This window comes from Bacillus sp. LNXM12-1, assembly GCF_003004375.1.
Taxonomy (GTDB): domain Bacteria; phylum Bacillota; class Bacilli; order Bacillales; family Bacillaceae; genus Bacillus.
Map to the genome: position 1 here is coordinate 785,836 of NZ_PVWX01000002.1, position 20,071 is coordinate 805,906.

Genomic DNA, 20,071 nt, shown 5'->3' on the forward strand with positions numbered 1-20,071 from the left:
GGATTATTATTTAGAGGATCGAACTATTTTTTATGCGTAAAAGGGGGAGATACATTCATGAAGAAATTGATGACGGCAGAAGATTTAACGAAGATTGTTTCTGTTTCTCATCCGGTTTATTCACCAGATGGAAAAAAGGCGGTTTTTACAAAAGTCACGGTGAATGAGAAAAAAGATGATTACAACATCCATTTATGGGTTCGAGATGAAGAGACAGAGGAGCTGTCACAATGGACATTTGAGGATGGAAAGCATCATCAGCCAGTGTGGTCAAAAGACAGCAGGCAGCTTGCTTTTATTTTGCAAAAGCCAAAGGAAGTTCCTCAGCTGGCACTGATTCAGAGTCAGGGAGGCGGTGTGCGCACCTTAACGGCGATTCCATACGGGGTATCTCATCCTGTCTTTTCACCAGATGGAGCTTTCATTTATGCGGCTGTGTCACTGAAACAATCAGAATCTGTTCATGATGAAAAAAAGGAAGAGCGAGATGATTTCGCTCCTGCGGTATATGATGATTTGACCTATAAAGCAGATGGCAGAGGTTATTTAGATGGGCGTTTCACGCAGATCATTCAAGTGGATACCCACTCAGGAGAGGTAGAGGCTGTCACGAGCGGGCAGCATCATCATGTGAGTCACACGGTCTCTCCGTGCGGGAAATGGCTTGCCTATATTCAATCAAATCCTCAGATACCTTACATAAGTGACGTGTGCCTCCTGTCATTAGAGGACAGTACGACAAAGAAAATCACACAATCAGCTGGCGCTTATTCCACCGTGTCTTTTTCTCCAAATGGAGAGAGCCTCGTGTATATCGGACATGAGCGCGAATTTCAAAATGCTACCTTCCCAGCATTATGGCTGTATGATCTGAAGGAAGAAAAAGTAGTTCAGCTGTCAGAAATGCTCGATATGTATGTGGGCAACTGTATGGCAGGAGATAGCGTCATGGGCGAAGCCAATCAGCTTCCGCAGTGGACAAAGGATAGCCAGGGGTTTTATGCGCTTGTTTCTGATCAAGGCAGTACAGGGATTTATTATTTCTCCGTTGAAGGCTTAGCCTATCCAGTTCGATTAGAGGCAGAACATATTACAAACTTCAGCCTTCATCCAGATGAATCCAAATTGCTGCTCAGCCGGCTTACGCACGTTTCACCAAGTGAGCTGTATGAGCTGACATTAGGGGAGGCGGATCTAAAGCAAATCACGTTCGAGCATGACACCTTTCTTAAGGAGCATGTCCTATCGGTACCAGAGCCATTTTCGTTTCAGTCAAAAGAAGGTGATGAGGTGCATGGCTGGTTTATGAAGCCTTCCCAAATGGAAGACGGGAAGAAATATCCTCTCATTTTAGAGATTCATGGTGGACCGCATGCGATGTATGGTTATACGTATTTTCATGAATTTCAAATGCTCGCTGCTGAAGGCTATGCCATCGTATATATCAATCCTCATGGCAGTCATGGATACGGACAGATGTTTAGCGACCGTGTGAGAGGAAGCTATGGTGGCGTTGATTATAAGGATGTCATGCAGGCTGTTGATCATGTGCTCAAAGCCTATGATTTACTTGATGAAACGAGGCTCGGAGTAACAGGCGGTAGCTATGGAGGTTTTATGACAAACTGGATTGTCGGGCAAACCGACCGCTTTCGCGCAGCCGTCACACAGCGGTCCATTTCAAACTGGATTAGCTTTTATGGCATTAGTGACATCGGTTATTACTTCACAAGATGGCAGATTGATGGGGATATTTATGATTCGGCCGATAAGCTATGGGATCGTTCGCCGCTAAAGTATGTGAAGCAGGTGAAGACGCCGCTTCTCATCTTGCACAGCGATGAAGACTATCGCTGCCCAGTTGATCAAGCAGAACAACTTTTTGTAGCACTGAAGGAGCTTGGGAAAGACACAAGGCTCGTCAAATTCCCGAAGGCATCTCATGATTTATCCAGAAGTGGCCATCCGGGGCAGCGTATTCAAAGACTGACCTTTATGAAGGACTGGTTTAGAGAGAAGTTAAGTTAATAATGAAAAAAACGACCCGAATTCGGGTCGTTTTCATGTCATATATGAATTAGAAAACCTGTTCAACTTCTACAACGCCAGGCACTTCTTCTAATAATGCGCGCTCAATACCGGCTTTCAATGTAATGGTTGAACTTGGGCAGCTGCCGCATGCACCAAGAAGACGTAATTTCACAATGCCATCTTCAATGTCTACAAGCTCACAGTCTCCACCATCACGTAATAGAAATGGACGAAGTTTGTCCAGTACTTCCTGTACTTGGTCTTTCATTTCGACTTCAGTCATTAGATATAATCGCTCCTTTCACAACATATCACCATTATATTCATCTGGACGATAAAAATCTATTGATTGGTTTCAAAGTTTCCTTCTCATTATAGCACAATCTCATCTTGAAACAAAAAGTGATTTTGACTTTTTTCATACAGAAAATTCAGCTAAAATAAAGAAAGAATAGGGGGCTTGCCAAATGAATCAAACCGTTGATCTTTATGTATATGGAAGAGATGTACTGTGCGCTAGCTGCGTGAATCTGCCTTCTTCAAAAGACACATTTGAGTGGTTAGATGCAGCGTTAAAACGAAAATATCCGAATCAGCCGTTTCGTATCACATATATTGATATTGAGCACCCGCCAGAAAACGAACACCAAAAAGAATTGTCTGAACGAATTCTTGATGATGAATTCTTTTATCCGCTTGTCTTAGTGGAGGATCAAATTGTTGGAGAGGGCAATCCAAAATTAAAAGACATTTATCAAGAAATGGAGAAATACGGTTACACGGAGAGCAGTGAATAAACTGTTCTTTTTTTGAGAAAACAAACAGAACAAACGTTCCTTTTGGGTTGAAAAAGAACGTTTGTTCGATTATAATCAAATGAAAGGAGCGTGAGCATCATGAATTATTTACTGAAACAATCTCTTCATCAGCAAATACCAATTGAGATGATTTATATGAAGAAAAACGGAGAGTGCACGAAGCGTAAAATCATTGTCCACCGTCAAACAGACCAGCTCATCCAAGCGTATTGTTTATCGAAGAAAACGATGAGAACCTTTCGTAAAGACTGCATCCTTGCCCTTGCTCCGATTAAATTGACCCGTTCATCGGCACATGCCGTTTCATAGAAAAAAAGCTCCCTCGTCATGAAGGAGCTTTGAGAAAAAATTCACATGATGTTAGCCATTGTGATGCTTGTACATCCAAAGGAGTCCGGATTTTAGAAGTCTTGGTACACGGCCAATAAGTGGACGATCTGCTACTAAGCCAAAGCCGGCTTTTTTCCCTAAAGATCCTAAGACACCTTTTAGCTTAAACTGAGGATAAGCCTCAGGAAGCGGCTCGTTTTTCCAGCGTTTTTGCAGAGATTGGACAATTTGTTCTGCCTGCGCCTCGGCAAGCTGTGCACTTGGGGCATGCGGCAAGCTTGCGCAATCACCCACGACATAGACATGCTCATTTCCAGGGAGATTGTGATGAGGTGTTAATACGACGCGGCCTTGTGCGTCTTTTTCAACATCCATCTCCCGTACCACTTTGCTTGGCTGAATGCCTGCTGTCCATACGATGACCTCTGCTTCAATGGCGTCATCATGGTTGTAAACAACACCTTCTTCAACCTTCGTAATATTGGCACAGTTAATGATCTTTACGTCATTTTCTTCAAACCACTTTTGCACATATAAACTTAATCTTTTTGGGAAGCTTGATAGAATCAGCTCTCCGCGGTCAAAAAGAATAATGTTTAAATCAGCACGGCTTTCTCTTAATTCACTGGCTAGCTCTACCCCGCTAAGTCCAGCACCGACGATACCAACCGTTGCACCTGCACCCAAATTGTTTAATTTGTTATACGTATGTCTTGACTGATCAATGGTTTGAATACTGTATGTATGTTCTTTCGCACCAGGGACATTATGATACTTGTCCTCACAGCCGAGTCCAATCACCGTGTCGTCATAAGGAATGGGTTCACGGTCGCTGAATAAGATCTGTTTGTTTTCAATATCAATTTTTTCTACTTCCCCATATTGAATATCCAGCTTCGGATGCTCTGGAAAAGATACTCGGATGTGATGATCAGAGATTGTTCCAGCAGCGAGTGCATAATATTCTGTTTTTAAACAGTGGTAAGGATTTCGATCAACTAATGTGATAGTAACATCATCAGGTAATTGATTTGGCAATAAGCGGTGGAGAACCCGCATATTCCCGTAACCTCCGCCGATCAAGACTAAATTTTTCATGACGATTCTCCTTTTCCCCGTAGACATTGAAAAACACTTATACTAAAAAACTTTAAGTTAAAATACCAAATAAAATTATATCGAATTTACTGTGAAACCACAATAATTGTTTCAAAATAACCTACATATTCATTAGTTAGTCCTAAATAGTAAAACATTTTACGAGGAATAGGCGTAACGATACAGATGAAGCTCATGTTTTGACTAATAGAAGGAATTTCGGTAGGATGGTAAAGCAATGTGAGGTGAAGCAAAGTGTTCCCACTGATCGAATTTTGTGTAAGTAATCTTGCACAAGGGTCTCAAGAAGCAAAAGAGAAGCTTGATAAAGACCCAAACCTAGACGTTATGGAATACGGCTGTTTAAGCTATTGCGGCAAATGTATGGACTCCCCATTTGCACTTGTGAATGGAGAATTTGTTTCAGGAGAAAATGCAGAGCAGCTAGTCGAGCGTATTTATGCTTTTATAGAGGAAAATGAGATGTTTTAAATGCACCACATGGGTCATGAGGTGCATTTTTTTCTTACTTCAATCTTCCATTTTTAAGGAGAATGCATAGAAAGCGCATCCAATATGTTATGCTAATAAAATATCATCAAAATGAAGCATCACACGAGAAAAAAAGAGGCATATGCATAATAAAAGCCCTTTGCCATGGCAGCAAAGAGCTTCTATGTATGAAAAACGGGGGATGATAAGATTGTCTCCTGAATCGACTCCTTTTATACTATAAAGAAACAACATTTTTGGAGGAAGCTCATGACATCATTTCAATTCACGAAAATGCACGGATTAGGAAATAATTATATATACGTCAATCAGATGAAGGAACAGCTTCCAGAAGAGCAGCTATCAGAGATAGCGATCCGCGTTTCTTCTGTTTATACAGGAATCGGTTCAGACGGAATGATCCTTATTTGCCCATCAGATGTTGCTCCTGTGAAAATGCGCATTTTCAACAATGATGGATCAGAGGGTAAAAACTGCGGCAACGGTCTGCGCTGCGTCGCAAAATATGTGTATGAGCATCAAATCGTAACAGACACAACGTTCCAGATTGAGACATTGTCAGGACTCGTTGAAGCTACCGTTCACGTGCAGGATGGTCACGTTCATTTAGTGACAGTAGATATGGGGAAACCTCGTTTTGAAAAAAAAGCGATGCCGATGCTTGGTGAACCGGCCAGCACAACGATTCATGAAGCACTTGATTTTGGCACTGTGACTTTAAATGGAACGGCTGTTTCAATGGGAAATCCGCACATCGTTTTTTATTTAGAGGACATTGAAAAGGCACCGCTTGATACAATTGGGCCAATCATCGAAAAACACGACATGTTCCCAGAAGGCGTCAATGTAGAATTTGTAGAAGTGGTCAGTGAAACAGAACTGCATTTTCGTGTGTGGGAAAGAGGGTCTGGCATTACTCAAGCCTGCGGAACGGGAGCTTGCGCTGCGGCTGTATCCACGATTGTGAATGGACAGGCGAAAAAAGAAACGGACATGACGGTTCACTTAGCAGGCGGAGATCTCATCATTCGCTGGAAAGACAACGACCATGTGCTCATGACAGGGCCTGCTGAAACGATTTGTGACGGCACATTTTATCTGTAAACCATTTATTTGAGAAAAGGCACCATCACGTTTATAATTGAAAAGAAACATCCAGTCAAAAGGAGGGATGATCATGAGTACACCAGTAACCATTACAGAAGCTGCTGCACTGCAGATTAAAGATATGATGAAAGAACATGAAGAAGAAAATGCGTTCCTACGAGTGGGCGTAAAAGGCGGCGGATGCAGTGGTCTTTCATACGGCATGGGCTTTGACCATGAAGTTTCAGAGAAAGACACGCAGTTCGAACAGCAAGGCATCCAGGTCCTTGTCGACTCCGAAAGCCTTGATATCATGAACGGCACCATCATTGATTTCAAACAATCACTAATGGGCGGCGGTTTCACCATCGACAATCCGAATGCGATTGCTTCATGCGGATGCGGTTCTTCTTTCCGAACAGCGACGAATACCGGTACGCCGGAAGAGTGTTAACAACTGATCATGGATTAAGATAAGCCTTCTTGTTCGTTTGTTTTTATAAACAACACGATCGAGGAGGCTTTTTTGATGAGGAAAATGAACCATAAAAAAAGACACTCATTCAGTGTCTCTTTCTCATATTGCTTCTTCTATTTTCAACAGTTCTTTATCCAGGACATCCACCAACTCTTGGGTGCTAAACATATAGATCACCACTTCTTTATTGCCATCTTCCACATGGACTTCAATCACAATTTTAATATTTGCGAGTTTTTCATGGTACATCACTTCATAAGTGCCCATTTTTTTCGTTTCATTGTTTTTATTCATTTTTTGAACTTTGGAGAGTATCTGTTTGATTTCTTGATCACTCAAACCAGAATCTAAAATTGAAGTGGACACACGCTTTAAAAAAGGTCCTAGTTGATCAACATTAATATTCAATCCTGCTGCGAACTGCGCATAATGTTTGTTATAGTCTTTTGTAAACAGTTCAACTGAGCCACCAATCATCAGTAATAAGCTCAAACTGATTATGAAACGCTTTAACATCTTTCCACCTATCCTTCATTATGAACTTCTTCATTTCCTATATCGGTTGAACAGATCAAATCTCTTCAACAATTTATAAATCGCTCAATTTTGTTACAGCTTGCCCTCACAACTGGCTATTTCCACCCAAAAAGAGTATCATGATAACCAAACATAAACTGTAGGTAGAGAAAAGAGGTTGCTGAGGTTTGAGTGAACAAATCAATTGCAGGAACTGTCATGAACTGATTCCGTATCGTTCCAAAACGTGTCCAGCTTGCGGGATTGAGAAGCCGCTTCCGAAAAAGGAACGTGTGAAGGATCGGGTGATTTTGGTTGTGGCAGGGATTGTTGTGGTGCTGCTTGCTGCAATGGTACTTGGAATGGCGAATGCCTATATTGGGGTTTTTAAATAAACGAAAAAGGAGTTCCGCTAGTGGGAACTCCTTTTTTGATCCGCTTTTATTTGTTTTCAAATAAGCTTGTGGAATGAAGAGGCTGTACACGGGCTTTCGGGTCCATGTAGGCTTTCGCATTGTTGACAGCCGTTGGTGCTTCACCAAATCCGCTGGCAATCAATTTGACCTTTCCTTCATACGTGCAGATGTCTCCTGCCGCATAGAAGCCTTCAATGTTTGTTTCCATTGTGGATTTCACGACGATCGAGTTCTTTTCGATTTCAAGACCCCATTGCTTAATTGGACCAAGGGAGGAAACAAAACCAAAGTTGACGATCACGTCGTCCACATCAAGCACTTGTTTTTTGTCGCCTTTGACTTCTTCGAGCACAATCTGTTCAATGCGGTCTTCACCAATGAGCTCAGTTGGGACAAATGGCGTCACTACATTGACTTTCGAATTGTGCAGGTTTTCTACACTGTGCTCATGGGCGCGGAATTTATCACGGCGGTGAATAATGGATACTTCTTTTGCGATAGGTTCAAGCATCAGAGCCCAGTCCACTGCAGAGTCTCCGCCGCCAAGAACGGCCACACGTCTGCCGGCAAATTGGTTCAAATCATTAATGAAGTAATGCAGGTTGCTTCCTTCAAATGATTCTGCTGCACCTAGCTCAAGCTTTCTCGGTTGGAATGCACCGTTACCAGCTGTGATGATGATCGTTTTAGAATAATGAATCTCTTGATTTGTCACAAGTTTAAAAATGCCATCTGCCTGCTTTTCAACCGTTTCAACTGCTTGCTCTAAGCAAATGGTTTGATCAAATTTATCCATTTGTTCCTTTAAGTTATCAACTAATTCTTGTGCGCGGATTTTTGGAAAACCAGCCACATCATAAATGTATTTTTCAGGGTAAAGAGCGGATAATTGACCGCCGAGCTGAGGAAGGCTTTCAATGATTTTCACACTTGCCTGTCTCATGCCACCGTAAAACGCAGTAAACATTCCTACTGGGCCGCCCCCGATAACGGTAATGTCATATACCTTAGAATCTTCTTGCATTCCTTTAATCCTCCCAAATGAAAATTGTTATCACTATATCATATCATACCACATATCGTCGTTTGACTTGTTTTGAAAAACTTGTCGTTTTTTGATGCCGAAGCTTTGAAAAAGAGGAAAAAGCGAGAAAGACCGTTTATCATAAGGATTTTCAGTTTAAAGCCTTGAAAAAAGGAGCAGAACTCGCTATTATTGTTAAGGGAACTAAATATTAATTTTTTATGAATTTTTGTCGGATACGGTCAAATGCTTTCGTTTTATGTAGGTGAAAGTTCAGATTTTCACATACTTATTTTTTTGTTTAAATTTCATAAAATGCCGGAAAGCGGTTGAGAATAGCAATATGTAATTCTTTATCCGTTTTACAGCAAATTTAAAAAAGGTGGATGTGATTCCAGTGAATAAACCGAAAATCGTTGTATTAGGTGCAGGTTATGGCGGATTAATGACTGTAACAAGATTAACAAAACAGCTTGGCACAAATGATGCGGACATTACTCTTGTGAACAAGCATAATTATCATTACGAAACAACATGGTTACATGAAGCAAGTGCAGGTACACTTCATCATGACCGCTGTCGTTATCAAATCAAAGATGTGATTAACAGTTCCCGTGTCAACTTTGTACAAGCAACAGTTGAAAGCATTAATAAGGAAGCAAAGAAAGTTGTGACATCAGATGGCGAACTTTCTTACGACTACCTTGTTGTTGCACTTGGTGCTGTTCCTGAAACATTTGGTATTGCAGGACTGAAAGAATATGCATTCTCAATCTCTAATATCAACTCTGCTCGTCAGCTTCGTGAGCACATTGAGCTTCAATTTGCGACGTATAATACGGAAGCTGAAAAACGTCCAGAGCGCTTGACAATCGTTGTCGGCGGTGCAGGCTTCACAGGTATTGAGTTCCTTGGTGAGCTTGGAAACCGTGTGCCTGAGCTTTGCAAAGAGTATGATATTGATCAAAAAGACGTACGTATCATCTGTGTAGAAGCTGCACCAACAGCTCTTCCAGGATTCGATCCTGAATTGATCGACTATGCAATGAACTACCTTCAAGGTAAAGGTGTTGAGTTCAAAATTGGTACAGCGATCAAAGAATGTACGCCTGAAGGCATCATTGTTGGAAAAGACGATGATACAGAAGAAATCAAAGCTGAAACTGTTGTTTGGGCTGCTGGTGTACGCGGTAACCCAATCGTTGAAGAAGCTGGATTTGAAAACATGCGCGGCCGCGTAAAAGTGTCTCCAGATCTTCGTGTACCAGAAAATGATGATGTATTCATCATCGGTGACTGTTCATTGATCATCAATGAAGAAATCAACCGTCCATACCCACCAACTGCACAAATCGCGATGCAGCAAGGTGAAACAGTAGCGAAAAACCTTGCAGCACTAGTTAAAGGTGGTTCTCTTGAAAGCTTTAAGCCAGACATCAAAGGAACAGTTGCTTCTCTTGGTGAACACGACGCTGTAGGTGTTGCGTTTGGTAAAAAACTTCAAGGAACAAAAGCTTCTGCAATGAAGAAAATCATCGACAACCGTTCTTTATTCATGGTTGGCGGCCCAGGACTTGTTCTGAAAAAAGGAAAATTCAAGTTCTTCTAAACCGATATAGACAAAAACGTGTATCCTCGTGATACACGTTTTTTTATGGCATATTTTCTTACTTGGTCATCGGAAGCAAAGTATGGTATGATAAATTATCAGAAAATTTAGATTAAGGGAGTGAGCAATATGAATGCACATACAAAAGAGAAGAAGACCACCTGTCTATATTGTTCGGGGAAAGGATATTTTCAGCTATTGCTCGGCGGATCTGAAACATGTGAGGAATGTAAAGGGACAGGAAAGAAGCTTTAATCCAACTGCTTTTTCCATTGATTGACTTCATCTCTATTTCCAAGTTAAACTAATGATGGGATATTTGGGGGTGGAGATGAAGTGATCAGTTTACCAGTCGTTATCATTTCAGTTATTTTATTTTTCGTGTTATTCTTCGGTATTGGCTTTTTGCTCAATATGCTGCTGAGAATGTCATGGATTATGGCTATTTTATATCCAATTGTATGCCTTTTCATTATCAATAATCAAAAGATGATCGCTTATGTCAGAGAACCGGGCATTGCTTTTTCAGGGATAGGAGAACGCATTGTCTCTCTCGCTGCGGCAGATATCATTATCTTGTTAAGCGGTCTGATTGGTGCAATTGCATCAGGTTTTGTCATCAATGCACTTCGAAAAAGAGGGTATCAAATGTTTTAACTCACTTGTAGACATGCAAGTGGGTTTTTTTGTTTCTCCTTTGCATAGTTTCCATTTTGTTTGGAAACAAATAGATGGGTAGAGGAGTGACAAATAAAGATGAAAACATGGATGAAACGATTGTTCATGACAGCCCTTTTCATGCTTGCTCTCTTGACAAGCTTTACGGGCATATCTGGAGTTGAACCAAGTGATTTAGCTGTCTGGGTGAAAGAGACTGACCCTGGCAAGCAAGTATCTTCTTTTTTCCAACAGCAAAAAAGGGAAACGATGGCACTCAAAAGTGATGACTTGCGGGCTGTTTCTCTCGAAGAAGCGTTTAATTGGAACGATTACCCGAAGCAAAAGGTTGTCGCCACAGGTTATACAGCAGGTGTGGAATCAACAGGTAAAACGAAGGAACACCATGCATATGGCATTACATATTCAGGCGTCAAAGTGAAACGTGACTTATATTCAACTGTGGCAGCAGACCCATCAGTCTTTCCGATTGGAACCGTGCTGTTTATCCCAAACTATGGCTACGGAGTGGTCGCAGATACGGGAAAAGCCATTAAAGGTCATAAGCTTGATTTATACTATGAAACCGTAGATGATGTGTATAGAGAATGGGGTAAAAAAGTGCTTGATGTGTATATCATCAAAAAGGGCGAAGGGACGTTAACGGAAAAAGACTTAAACCAGCTCAATGAAGCAGAATCAATGCAAGTGTTCCGTCAGCAGTTTCAAGCCAATAAAGAATAAAAAAGCTTTGGACAAGTTTTAGGTCCAAAGCTTTTTTCGCTTCTACATGAAGTAATAATCTAAGATGAGTGTCAGTAAGATCCCTGTTAAGCCGCCAAAGAAGACTTCAATCGGCTTATGACCAAGAAGCTCTTTTAATTTCTTTTGCTTTTCTTTTTCTTCTGCACTCGGGAAATTCTTTGCTTCAGAAACAAATCGGTTAAAATCTGTTACCAGCTTGTTAAGTACAGTCGCCTGTTCTCCTGCCTGTCTGCGCACACCTGTCGCATCGAACATGGTAATAATGGCAAAGATGGCGGAAATGGCAAAGATAGATGTATCTAGCCCGTGCTCTAAAGCCACTGCTGTTGAGAGTGCTGTTACGGCTGCGGAGTGTGAACTTGGCATTCCGCCTGTGCTTGTAATGAGCGACCAATCTAGTCGTCTAGAAATGATAAATTGAATCGGTACTTTTACAAATTGAGCAAAAAAGATGGCTGCAAGGCTGGCAAGCAGCGGAAAATTCATCAGTACGCTCATGAACAAGAAACATCCTCTCTGTAAGAAAAAATATGGTGCGAAATGATGGACTGTATACCCTAGTAAGATGAAAAAATGATAGCAGTATCAAATGCTGCCAAGTCCATGTTCAATTATAACATTAAAGAAAGTAGATGTGGAACGAGGAGAATGCAGGCGGGCTGCTCAAGTTTTCATCGCTTTTTTCATGATGCCCTTCCGCGTGTGAAAATATAAATGTTCATCAAGTAAAGACAGACTGGCAATGATCGTATAGGCACGTAAATTTTGATATAATAGAAGTTCCAATGTGAAAAATGGAGTTCATTGAAGGAGCGTGTGATAAATATGTTTTTCTCGACAAATGAATTGCAACATAAAGATACACTGGTGATCGGACTTTTTCAAAAGAGCCAATTATCAGGAAAAGCAAAAGAAATGGATGAATTACTTGAAGGAAGAATCACTGAATTATTAAAAGAAGGCGATATTTCATCTAAACGAAATCAGCTTTCGAAGTTTTTCCCATCCCCTGAGACAGGCATCAAACGCATTTATTTTGTCGGACTTGGGAAGGAATCAGATTACACGTTTGAAGAGGCAAAAGAAGGGTTTGCCCATTTATTTAAAAAGCTCCATCAAGATAAAAAGCAAGCGGTTTCGGTCTTGCTGGATACGTTTATTGGAAAGGATCTGCCTGCCCAAGATGCAGCCCATGCCCTTTCTGAAAGCTGCCTTTTAGCTACATATGAATTACAAGATTTTAAACATAAAACAAATGAACCGGATCGCTTCATCGAGTTTGTTTATGCAACGACGGATCATGATACAGCTGAAATTCAGGCAAGTCTGAAAGTGGGCGAGGTCTACGGACAGTCCGTCAATTCGGCCCGTACCCTTGTGAATATGCCGCCGAACATGCTCACATCCTCTGATCTGGCTTCGTACGCGGCAGAGCTTGCGTATAAATACGAATTTGAGATTGAAATTTTAGATAAAGAACAGATGGAAGAGCTCGGGATGGGCGGAATTCTAGCTGTCAATAGAGGCTCAACAGAACCACCAAAGCTGATCGTTCTGAAATATCAAGGCAAGGAAGAATGGACAGACGTCATCGGGCTTGTCGGTAAAGGTATCACGTATGATACTGGTGGCTATTCTTTAAAGCCAAGAGCCAGTATGGTTGGAATGAAAACGGATATGGGCGGCTCAGCCTCTGTTTTAGGTGCCATGGAAATCATCGGTGAACTGCGCCCAGAGCAAAATGTCATTGCTGTCATTGCCTCAACCGATAATATGATCTCGGCTGATGCCATGAAACCAGATGACGTCATTGTGTCGCTTAGCGGTAAAACAATCGAAGTACTGAATACGGATGCAGAGGGTCGTCTTGTTTTAGCAGATGGGGTGACATATGCGAAGCAGCACGGTGCCTCGGTTCTTATAGACGTGGCGACATTAACAGGCGGAGTCATTGTGGCACTTGGAAATGAGACAACAGGCGTCATGACGAATAACGATGAACTATATGCTCAGTTTAAAGAGGCATCAGAAGAATGCGGTGAAATGATTTGGCAGCTGCCAATCACTGAAAAAGATAAAAAGCGCGTACGAAACAGCAAAATGGCGGATCTCAATAACTCACCAGGCCGCGATGGTCATGCGATCATGGCAGGAGCATTCATTGGTGAATTCGCTGAGGATACGCCTTGGGTTCACTTAGATATTGCAGGAACAGCAACAACAGAAAAGCCTTCATGCTTTGGGCCAACAGGGGCGACAGGTGTGATGGTACGGTCATTGGCCACATTTGTGGAACGATTTGAAGGAAAGAAATAAAGGATCAGGCTCTGCCAAATGGCGGAGCTTTTTTTATGTAGGACATACGCCATTTGACGAAGAAAATTTTCTATGGTAACATACGTTGGTACTTTAATTATCTACTACATTAGTAAACTAAAGGATTTCGGGGGTTTCACCATGAATGCAGTTGTTTTAGCGGTTGTTTTAATGTTGATATTAAGCTTGCTGCGGGTCAATGTCGTGATTGCGCTGGCACTCGGTGCTTTAGCTGGCGGACTTGCAGGTGGATTAGGCTTGGGAGGAACAGTGAAAGCCTTTACTGACGGGCTCGGAGGAAATGCGACAGTTGCCATTAGCTATGCACTTTTAGGGGCATTTGCTGCGGCGCTGACAAAAACGGGTCTTCCAGATGCCATGGTTGAAGGAGCAGTGAAGCTTCTAGGAAAAGAAGGAGACTCAAGAAGAAAAACATTATCAAAAGTACTGATCATTCTTGTGATTTTGATCGTATCTTGTTTTTCACAAAACGTCGTTCCTGTTCACATTGCCTTTATTCCGGTCTTAATTCCGCCATTATTAAAAGTGTTTAACGAGCTTCAAATTGACCGCAGACTGCTAGCGTGTGTCATGACCTTCGGACTCACTGCACCATATATTTTACTTCCAGTCGGTTTTGGACAGATTTTCCACGGAATGCTCCGTGATAACATGAAAGAAGCAGGATTGACTGTTCAATTAACAGATGTTCCATTGGCCATGCTTATCCCTGTAGGGGGCATGATGCTCGGGCTGCTTGTTTCCCTTTTTGTGTATCGGAAGCCAAGAGTATATGAGGATCGAGATATCACGGACGTAGAAAAATCAGCTTATACAAAAAAGAGCTTATTGTTCGCAGTGCTGGCTATTTTAGTATCACTCATTGTCCAGCTTTATTTATCTCAAAGCCTTGGCGTGGAAGGAATGATCTTCGGTGCACTGGCAGGCCTTCTTGTTCTGTTTGCCACAGGCATGATGAAACGAGATGAAGCGGATGCGCTGATTACTTCCGGTATGAATATGATGGCATTTATCGGCTTTGTCATGCTTGTAGCGGCTGGATTTGCCAACGTATTAACGAAAACAGGAGATATTGAACAACTAGTGAAAGCATCTTCTCAGTTCATTGGAAACAATCAAAGCGTAGCGGCCATTTTAATGCTATTAGTTGGTTTACTTGTGACAATGGGGATCGGTTCATCCTTTGCGACGATTCCAATCATTACAACCATTTTTGTTCCGTTATGTATGCACTTAGGATTTAGCCCACTAGCCACCATTGCCATTATTGGTTCAGCTGCGGCTGTTGGGGATGCAGGTTCACCTGCAAGTGACAGTACGCTTGGACCGACATCTGGGTTGAATATGGATGGACAGCATCACCACATTTGGGGTACTTGTGTTCCAACCTTCGTATTTTATAATGTTCCGCTTGTCCTGTTCGGCTGGCTTGCGGCAATTATTCTTTAACATGAAAGCTTGTAGAGAAAACGTTGTTTTTTCTATAAGCTTTTTTTGTGATGTTTTATCCATTTGTTCACTTTCTGAAGGTGAAAAATAATTAGGTCTAAAGTATGAATTAAATGAATCTTTCTTTCTCTTTCTTACGTATATATGCTGATAAAAATGAAAAGGGGAAGATGAGAGATGTCATTTTTTAAAAAGCTAGCGGCAAGTGCTGGGATTGGTGCAGCGAAAGTAGATACTATTTTGGAGAAAAACGCCTATTATCCAGGACAAGAGGTAAGGGGAACCGTCCATGTAAAGGGCGGGAAAATCTCTCAGGACATCCGCTATATCAATGTCAAGATTCAAACACAGTATGTGATTGTGAAAGATGATGAAGAGCATAGAAAATATGTGAATATCTTTACTTTACGGGTGACGGATTCTTTTACCATCCAGCCTGGAGAAAAGCATGAATTTCCGTTTTCATTTATTCTTCCTATCGATACCCCGATGACGATCGGAAAAGTAGAAATTGCAGTAATGACAGACCTTGATATCCAAGGAGGAATCGATAAATCTGACTATGACCGCATTTTCGTTGAAGCACATCCTTGGGTGAGAAATGTACTGGAGGCCACTAGAAATCTTGGCTTCCACCTGAACGAAGCAGACTGTGAACAAGCGCCTTACTTCCAGCGCCGTCTGCCATTTGTTCAAGAATTTGAGTTTATTCCGACATCAGACGACTATCGCTATATGCTTGATGAGCTAGAGTTGATTTTTCTGATAGATGAAGGCGGCTTAGACATTGTGTTTGAAGTCGACCGCAGAGCAAGAGGCCTCAGAGGGTGGCTTGAGGAGATGTATAACGATGGAGAACAGCTGGTACGCTACCGCTTCAGTCCAGCAGATCTTGAAGATGTAGAAGTGCTTGAGGGAATGCTAGAAGGAATCATCGATCAATACGCTGAATAAATGATGGAAAAAGAGCCTGAATGGAGACAGGCTCTTTTCTATGCGACTTGTAGATGATGTCTGCCCTTATGATGCGGCTTGTTGTTTTCGAAAGGACGTAGCTTTTGAAACAGAGCGATAAATTTTAGGTGCCAGCATCGCAAGTAATATCGTCAATGTGTAATCTTTCACCATAAACCAGATCATAAAAAACCACGTGGTTTGATAAGAAATTGGGGCATTTAGCCACACATTTAATGCGAGGTACGTATAAGTCGTTCCGATCAGATACATGACGGTCGTACCTGCAATAGCTGCAAGCAAAAAGCGGCCAAAGCCAGGGTTTTTTCTTTTTTCTAAAATGAATCCAGCTAGCCAGGCAGCAGGAATATACGATAAGATAAAACCACCGCTTTTGCCTAAAATCACCCCAAAGCCTGCTGAAAACTGTGCGAATACAGGTGCGCCAGCAATTCCAACCAAGGCATACACAATCATCGCTAATGCGCCAAGCCGTCTGCCAAGCAAAAGACCAGCAAGTACACAAAAAAACGGCTGCATCGTAATTGGAATTCCGCCGACCTGTAAAAACGGTACAATGGATGTGATATTCGCACCAATCGCCATGAGTGCAGCAAACATTCCGACTAACACAAAATCAGCGGTTCTTGTTTTCTGTTGCATGATGTTTCCCCCTGTCTTATCTGTACAAATAGATTAAGGGGATGAGTGTTATTTGTCAACCTGTTTTTGTTATGGGTTAACAATAAAACCCGCCCATCAAATGGGCGGGTCTGTATTAAGCTTCTGTCATAGAAGACGCATCGATCGCTTGATGAACTGGCACATAATCATAGCCGAGATCACGAGCGACGGCTTCATATGTGATATGTCCGTTCATGACATTGACACCTTCTGCGATGGCTTTGTTTTCTTGAATGGCTTTTGCAGCGCCTTTATTAGCAATTTGCAGCGCATATGGAACGGTGACATTCGTTAAAGCAACAGTCGATGTCCGTGGAACGGCTCCAGGCATATTGGCGACAGCATAATGTAAAATACCGTGTTTTTCATAAGTAGGCTGATCATGTGTTGTGATATGATCGATTGTTTCAACAATTCCGCCTTGGTCAATGGCTACGTCTACGATGACGGAACCGGGCTTCATTTGCTTCACCATTTCTTCCGTCACAAGCGTTGGTGCTTTGGCACCTGGGATCAGCACCGCACAAATGAGAAGGTCTGCCTCACTGACTGAATCGGCGATGTTGACAGGGTTAGACATTAACGTTTTCATTTGATGACCAAATTGATCGTCCAGCTGACGTAAGCGTTCTGCGTTTACGTCAATAAGAGTGACATCTGCGCCAAGCCCAATCGCCATTTTCGCTGCGTTTGTTCCAACAACACCGCCGCCTATAATCGTGACCTTTCCTCTTGATACCCCCGGTACGCCTGCAAGCAAGATGCCTTTACCGCCTTTTGGCTTTTCTAAAAATTGTGCACCGATTTGGGCGGCCATTCTGCCTGCCACTTCAGACATAGGTGTTAAGAGAGGGAGTGATGTTCCGTCCGTTACTGTTTCATAAGCAATAGCTGTGACGCCTTTTTGTTTTAAAGCTTCAGCCAAGGAGGGCTCTGCGGCAAGATGCAGGTACGTAAATAAGATGAGTCCTTCTCTGAAATATGAATATTCCTCAGGTAATGGTTCTTTTACCTTCATGATCATATCAGAAGATGCCCACACATCTTTCGCTTGATCAAGAATTTCTGCACCAACAGATACATAATCGTCATCAGTGAATCCGCTTCCAAAACCAGCGTTTGTTTCAATCAAAATCTGATGTCCAGCTGAAAGTAATTGAGAAGCTGCTCCTGGTGTTAATGCCACTCGGTTTTCATTGTTCTTAATCTCTTTCGGAATGCCGATGATCATGTTTATTCCTCCCATGCTTATCTATTCATATTGTATGTCTAGTGTATCCTGAATGTTTAAAAAATGCTTCGGTTGAAATAAAAAATAAAAAAACGCCTCTTTGTGAAATTTCACAAATGGACGTTTTTAAGCTTCATATCAAGGTATATGGTCATTTTCTCATTCATGTTTTTTAAATCTATTTCTGCAATGTCTGTAATACGTTTTAATCTGTAATTCAAGGTATTGATGTGGATGTTTAATTGCTTTGCGGCAATATTGGCATTGCTGTCACAGTCAATAAATCGTTCAAGGGTTTCGACTAGGTTGGAATGATGCCTCAGGTCGTAATCTTCCAGCTTTGATAAAGAGTAACTGGAGTAAGATGAGCCCCTTCGTTTTTCAGCGAGGACATCTAAATATTGATAAATACCAAGTTCAGAAAAACTGTGTAAACGTTCGGTTTCAACAGGAAAGCGCTCTTTTGTTTTTAATACAGCCAGTGCTTCTTTATAGGAAGGCTGAATATAAGAGATGTTATCGTAAATTCCACCAATCGCTGCTTGAACGTGATGGATATGATAACGGTCAGACAGCTGCTGCAGCATGCCGCTTGTGAATTGTTTAATATCGTGCAGCGGGTGTTCCGTTTTGGGTGAGACAAGAATAATGAATTCGTGAAAATCAACAGTTGTTAATAGCACTTGGACTTGCTGCGTTGTTTCAAGCAGGTAAGATAGCTTTTTTTCTGTGTCTTCTGTGAGTTCGTCACGAAGGCGGAAAATGATGATGGCATACGTGTCTGGACATCTGATGCCAAGTCTTAAAAATAGGTCTAGCATCTCATCCTTTTCATGAATATGACCTGTGAGCATCTTCCAGAAAAGCTCCTGATTGCGTTCTTCTGTTTTCGTTTTGCGAATTTGTAAGTTAAGTAATTTGTTTTTAACAGCATGTGCTGCCATCTTCAGAAGGTCCATTTCTTCTTCTGAAAAAGGCTGTGTGGACTCAATCGCCCAGATAAAACCGAGTACTTCTTTGTCCTTCCAGATTGAAATGGCAACCCTGCTAGATAAACCCACCTCTGCAATTTGAGGGACACGAAGCGGTTCGTCTGTTTTAAGGAGTGTAGGAATGATGCCGTCCTTCCAAAGCCGATTAATGACTTTTTCCGGTACCCGGCGGGAGATAATGGTTGAAGTTCTGGCGGGATCAGTAAAATCATTATGTGTGCTATAAGCCAACAATCGATGATGCGTATCTTCTATAGTAATAGGGCAATTGAGCACATCACTAATTTGGTCTGCCACATCCTCTAAACGATCAAGGCTGTACTTAAATGGATCTGTCTTTTTTGTCATAAAAATCCCTGCTTTTTCGAATATTTCACGTACTTACATTATGAAGAGAAAGAGGTACGTAAATCAATAACAAAATGCCATAAATTTAAAAAAGAGATCGCTCTGAGAAGCGAGCGCATCGATGCTAAAAGTAGGCGAAAAAGAAATAGTACAATAATAACGTAGTAATAAATCAATAGGCGGAAAGATTCAGTGAAGTGTGTCTACACTTATTAAGAATATATGACCAAAAAAATGTTAAATACTAGATAAAAAGCGAAAAAACAGTAATTCCATAGACTCATTTTGTAAAATAAAAACAGATTTGTTTGACTGTGTATCATTTCTGTTTTTATAATAATAACGTCAAAAAATAAGTGGATTAGCCCATTATATGGCGGCTATGCACGGGAGGTAATGAGGAATATGTCAGGAATTATTCGCGTAACCCCAGAAGAACTAAGAGCGACCGCTAAGCAATATGGTGTTGAAAGTCAAGAAGTGTTAAACCAAGTTGATCGTCTAAATAGAATGATCTCTGATTTAAAAGGAATGTGGGAAGGTGCTTCTAGTGAAGCATTTGCTGATCAATACGAGCAGTTAAAGCCTTCATTCATCAAAATGTCTGATCTATTAACAGATGTCAGCAATCAGCTTGATCAAACGGCAAATACACTTGAAAGCACTGACCAAGACATCGCAAGCCAAATCCGCGGCTAATCAAAGGGATTTCCTTTCTAAGTGTGAAAAGCAGAA

The 20,071-nt window shown here is 41.6% G+C and carries 22 protein-coding genes and 1 pseudogene; 15 read left to right on the plus strand and 8 right to left on the minus strand.

Annotated features, from left to right (window positions below):
• Positions 1-57 precede the first annotated feature (57 nt).
• On the plus strand, positions 58-2,028 hold the full coding sequence (locus C6Y07_RS11455; RefSeq protein WP_066030451.1) for an alpha/beta hydrolase family protein: 1,971 nt from the start codon (positions 58-60) through the stop codon (positions 2,026-2,028).
• A gap of 49 nt (positions 2,029-2,077) precedes the next feature.
• Here the strand turns inward: C6Y07_RS11455 and C6Y07_RS11460 are convergent.
• Positions 2,078-2,377: pseudogene (locus C6Y07_RS11460) on the minus strand (NifU family protein).
• A gap of 121 nt (positions 2,378-2,498) precedes the next feature.
• Between C6Y07_RS11460 and C6Y07_RS11465 the strand changes: the two are divergent.
• Positions 2,499-2,828, plus strand: coding sequence for a YuzD family protein (locus C6Y07_RS11465; protein WP_003212989.1), 330 nt, complete (start codon positions 2,499-2,501; stop codon positions 2,826-2,828).
• Positions 2,829-2,927: 99 nt separating this feature from the next.
• The gene (locus C6Y07_RS11470) at positions 2,928-3,158 is read left to right on the plus strand and encodes a hypothetical protein (protein WP_058013767.1); all 231 of its coding nucleotides are present in this window, start codon (positions 2,928-2,930) and stop codon (positions 3,156-3,158) included.
• A 51-nt stretch (positions 3,159-3,209) separates the two neighbouring features.
• Here the strand turns inward: C6Y07_RS11470 and C6Y07_RS11475 are convergent, their stop codons facing one another.
• Positions 3,210-4,277 (minus strand): NAD(P)/FAD-dependent oxidoreductase, encoded by a 1,068-nt coding sequence (locus C6Y07_RS11475; RefSeq protein WP_060597234.1) that lies wholly within the window; start codon positions 4,275-4,277, stop codon positions 3,210-3,212.
• A 255-nt stretch (positions 4,278-4,532) separates the two neighbouring features.
• Here C6Y07_RS11475 and C6Y07_RS11480 point away from each other — a divergent pair, with 255 nt between their 5' ends.
• The 3 genes from C6Y07_RS11480 (at position 4,533) to erpA (ending at position 6,330) form a co-directional block, all read left to right on the plus strand.
• Positions 4,533-4,769, plus strand: coding sequence for a YuzB family protein (locus tag C6Y07_RS11480; protein WP_003213414.1), 237 nt, complete (start codon positions 4,533-4,535; stop codon positions 4,767-4,769).
• Between the two features lie 270 nt (positions 4,770-5,039).
• The gene (gene dapF, locus C6Y07_RS11485; RefSeq protein WP_060597233.1) at positions 5,040-5,894 is read left to right on the plus strand and encodes a diaminopimelate epimerase; all 855 of its coding nucleotides are present in this window, start codon (positions 5,040-5,042) and stop codon (positions 5,892-5,894) included.
• Between the two features lie 73 nt (positions 5,895-5,967).
• Positions 5,968-6,330: an iron-sulfur cluster insertion protein ErpA gene (gene erpA, locus C6Y07_RS11490; protein ID WP_012011138.1), complete on the plus strand. Its 363-nt coding sequence runs from the start codon at positions 5,968-5,970 to the stop codon at positions 6,328-6,330.
• Positions 6,331-6,453: 123 nt separating this feature from the next.
• Here the strand turns inward: erpA and C6Y07_RS11495 are convergent, their stop codons facing one another.
• On the minus strand, positions 6,454-6,870 hold the full coding sequence (locus C6Y07_RS11495) for a hypothetical protein (RefSeq protein WP_106156696.1): 417 nt from the start codon (positions 6,868-6,870) through the stop codon (positions 6,454-6,456).
• Positions 6,871-7,058: 188 nt separating this feature from the next.
• Between C6Y07_RS11495 and C6Y07_RS11500 the strand changes: the two genes are divergently transcribed.
• A complete protein-coding gene (locus tag C6Y07_RS11500) occupies positions 7,059-7,265 on the plus strand; it encodes a hypothetical protein (protein ID WP_012011136.1) in 207 nt (68 codons plus the stop codon).
• Positions 7,266-7,311: 46 nt separating this feature from the next.
• Here the strand turns inward: C6Y07_RS11500 and yumC are convergent, their stop codons facing one another.
• Entirely contained in the window at positions 7,312-8,310 is a 999-nt protein-coding gene (gene yumC / locus C6Y07_RS11505; protein WP_106156697.1) for a ferredoxin--NADP reductase 2, read from the minus strand.
• Positions 8,311-8,701: 391 nt separating this feature from the next.
• Here yumC and C6Y07_RS11510 point away from each other — a divergent pair, with 391 nt between their 5' ends.
• From C6Y07_RS11510 to C6Y07_RS11520, 4 genes are all read left to right on the plus strand, one after another.
• Complete coding sequence (locus C6Y07_RS11510) at positions 8,702-9,919, plus strand: NAD(P)/FAD-dependent oxidoreductase (protein ID WP_161937191.1); 1,218 nt, start codon at positions 8,702-8,704, stop codon at positions 9,917-9,919.
• Positions 9,920-10,048: 129 nt separating this feature from the next.
• Positions 10,049-10,174, plus strand: coding sequence for a YuiA family protein (locus C6Y07_RS18950; protein ID WP_181185437.1), 126 nt, complete (start codon positions 10,049-10,051; stop codon positions 10,172-10,174).
• 81 nt (positions 10,175-10,255) lie between these two features.
• Positions 10,256-10,576: a YuiB family protein gene (locus C6Y07_RS11515; RefSeq protein ID WP_034659859.1), complete on the plus strand. Its 321-nt coding sequence runs from the start codon at positions 10,256-10,258 to the stop codon at positions 10,574-10,576.
• 99 nt (positions 10,577-10,675) lie between these two features.
• Positions 10,676-11,320 (plus strand): 3D domain-containing protein, encoded by a 645-nt coding sequence (locus C6Y07_RS11520; protein WP_106036546.1) that lies wholly within the window; start codon positions 10,676-10,678, stop codon positions 11,318-11,320.
• 42 nt (positions 11,321-11,362) lie between these two features.
• On the opposite strand, the gene C6Y07_RS11525 is transcribed toward C6Y07_RS11520, so the two are convergent.
• Positions 11,363-11,839: a divergent PAP2 family protein gene (locus tag C6Y07_RS11525; protein ID WP_034659857.1), complete on the minus strand. Its 477-nt coding sequence runs from the start codon at positions 11,837-11,839 to the stop codon at positions 11,363-11,365.
• Between the two features lie 327 nt (positions 11,840-12,166).
• On the opposite strand from C6Y07_RS11525, the gene C6Y07_RS11530 reads away from it, so the two are divergent.
• From C6Y07_RS11530 to C6Y07_RS11540, 3 genes are all read left to right on the plus strand, one after another.
• Positions 12,167-13,657 carry a leucyl aminopeptidase gene (locus C6Y07_RS11530; protein WP_066030456.1) on the plus strand — a complete coding sequence of 497 codons (1,491 nt, stop codon included), beginning with the start codon at positions 12,167-12,169 and terminating at the stop codon, positions 13,655-13,657.
• 141 nt (positions 13,658-13,798) lie between these two features.
• Entirely contained in the window at positions 13,799-15,127 is a 1,329-nt protein-coding gene (locus C6Y07_RS11535) for a Na+/H+ antiporter family protein (protein ID WP_066030457.1), read from the plus strand.
• A gap of 177 nt (positions 15,128-15,304) precedes the next feature.
• On the plus strand, positions 15,305-16,081 hold the full coding sequence (locus C6Y07_RS11540) for a sporulation protein (RefSeq protein WP_066030458.1): 777 nt from the start codon (positions 15,305-15,307) through the stop codon (positions 16,079-16,081).
• 66 nt (positions 16,082-16,147) lie between these two features.
• Here the strand turns inward: C6Y07_RS11540 and C6Y07_RS11545 are convergent, their stop codons facing one another.
• The 3 genes from C6Y07_RS11545 to adeR all read right to left on the minus strand — a co-directional run bounded on the left by C6Y07_RS11545 (position 16,148) and on the right by adeR (position 19,336).
• Positions 16,148-16,744: a biotin transporter BioY gene (locus C6Y07_RS11545; protein ID WP_106156699.1), complete on the minus strand. Its 597-nt coding sequence runs from the start codon at positions 16,742-16,744 to the stop codon at positions 16,148-16,150.
• Between the two features lie 115 nt (positions 16,745-16,859).
• On the minus strand, positions 16,860-17,996 hold the full coding sequence (ald, locus tag C6Y07_RS11550; RefSeq protein ID WP_060597226.1) for an alanine dehydrogenase: 1,137 nt from the start codon (positions 17,994-17,996) through the stop codon (positions 16,860-16,862).
• 110 nt (positions 17,997-18,106) lie between these two features.
• A complete protein-coding gene (adeR, locus tag C6Y07_RS11555; protein WP_034659848.1) occupies positions 18,107-19,336 on the minus strand; it encodes a sporulation transcriptional activator AdeR in 1,230 nt (409 codons plus the stop codon).
• A gap of 405 nt (positions 19,337-19,741) precedes the next feature.
• On the opposite strand from adeR, the gene C6Y07_RS11560 reads away from it, so the two are divergent.
• Positions 19,742-20,035, plus strand: coding sequence for a WXG100 family type VII secretion target (locus tag C6Y07_RS11560; RefSeq protein ID WP_003213769.1), 294 nt, complete (start codon positions 19,742-19,744; stop codon positions 20,033-20,035).
• Positions 20,036-20,071: the final 36 nt, after the last annotated feature.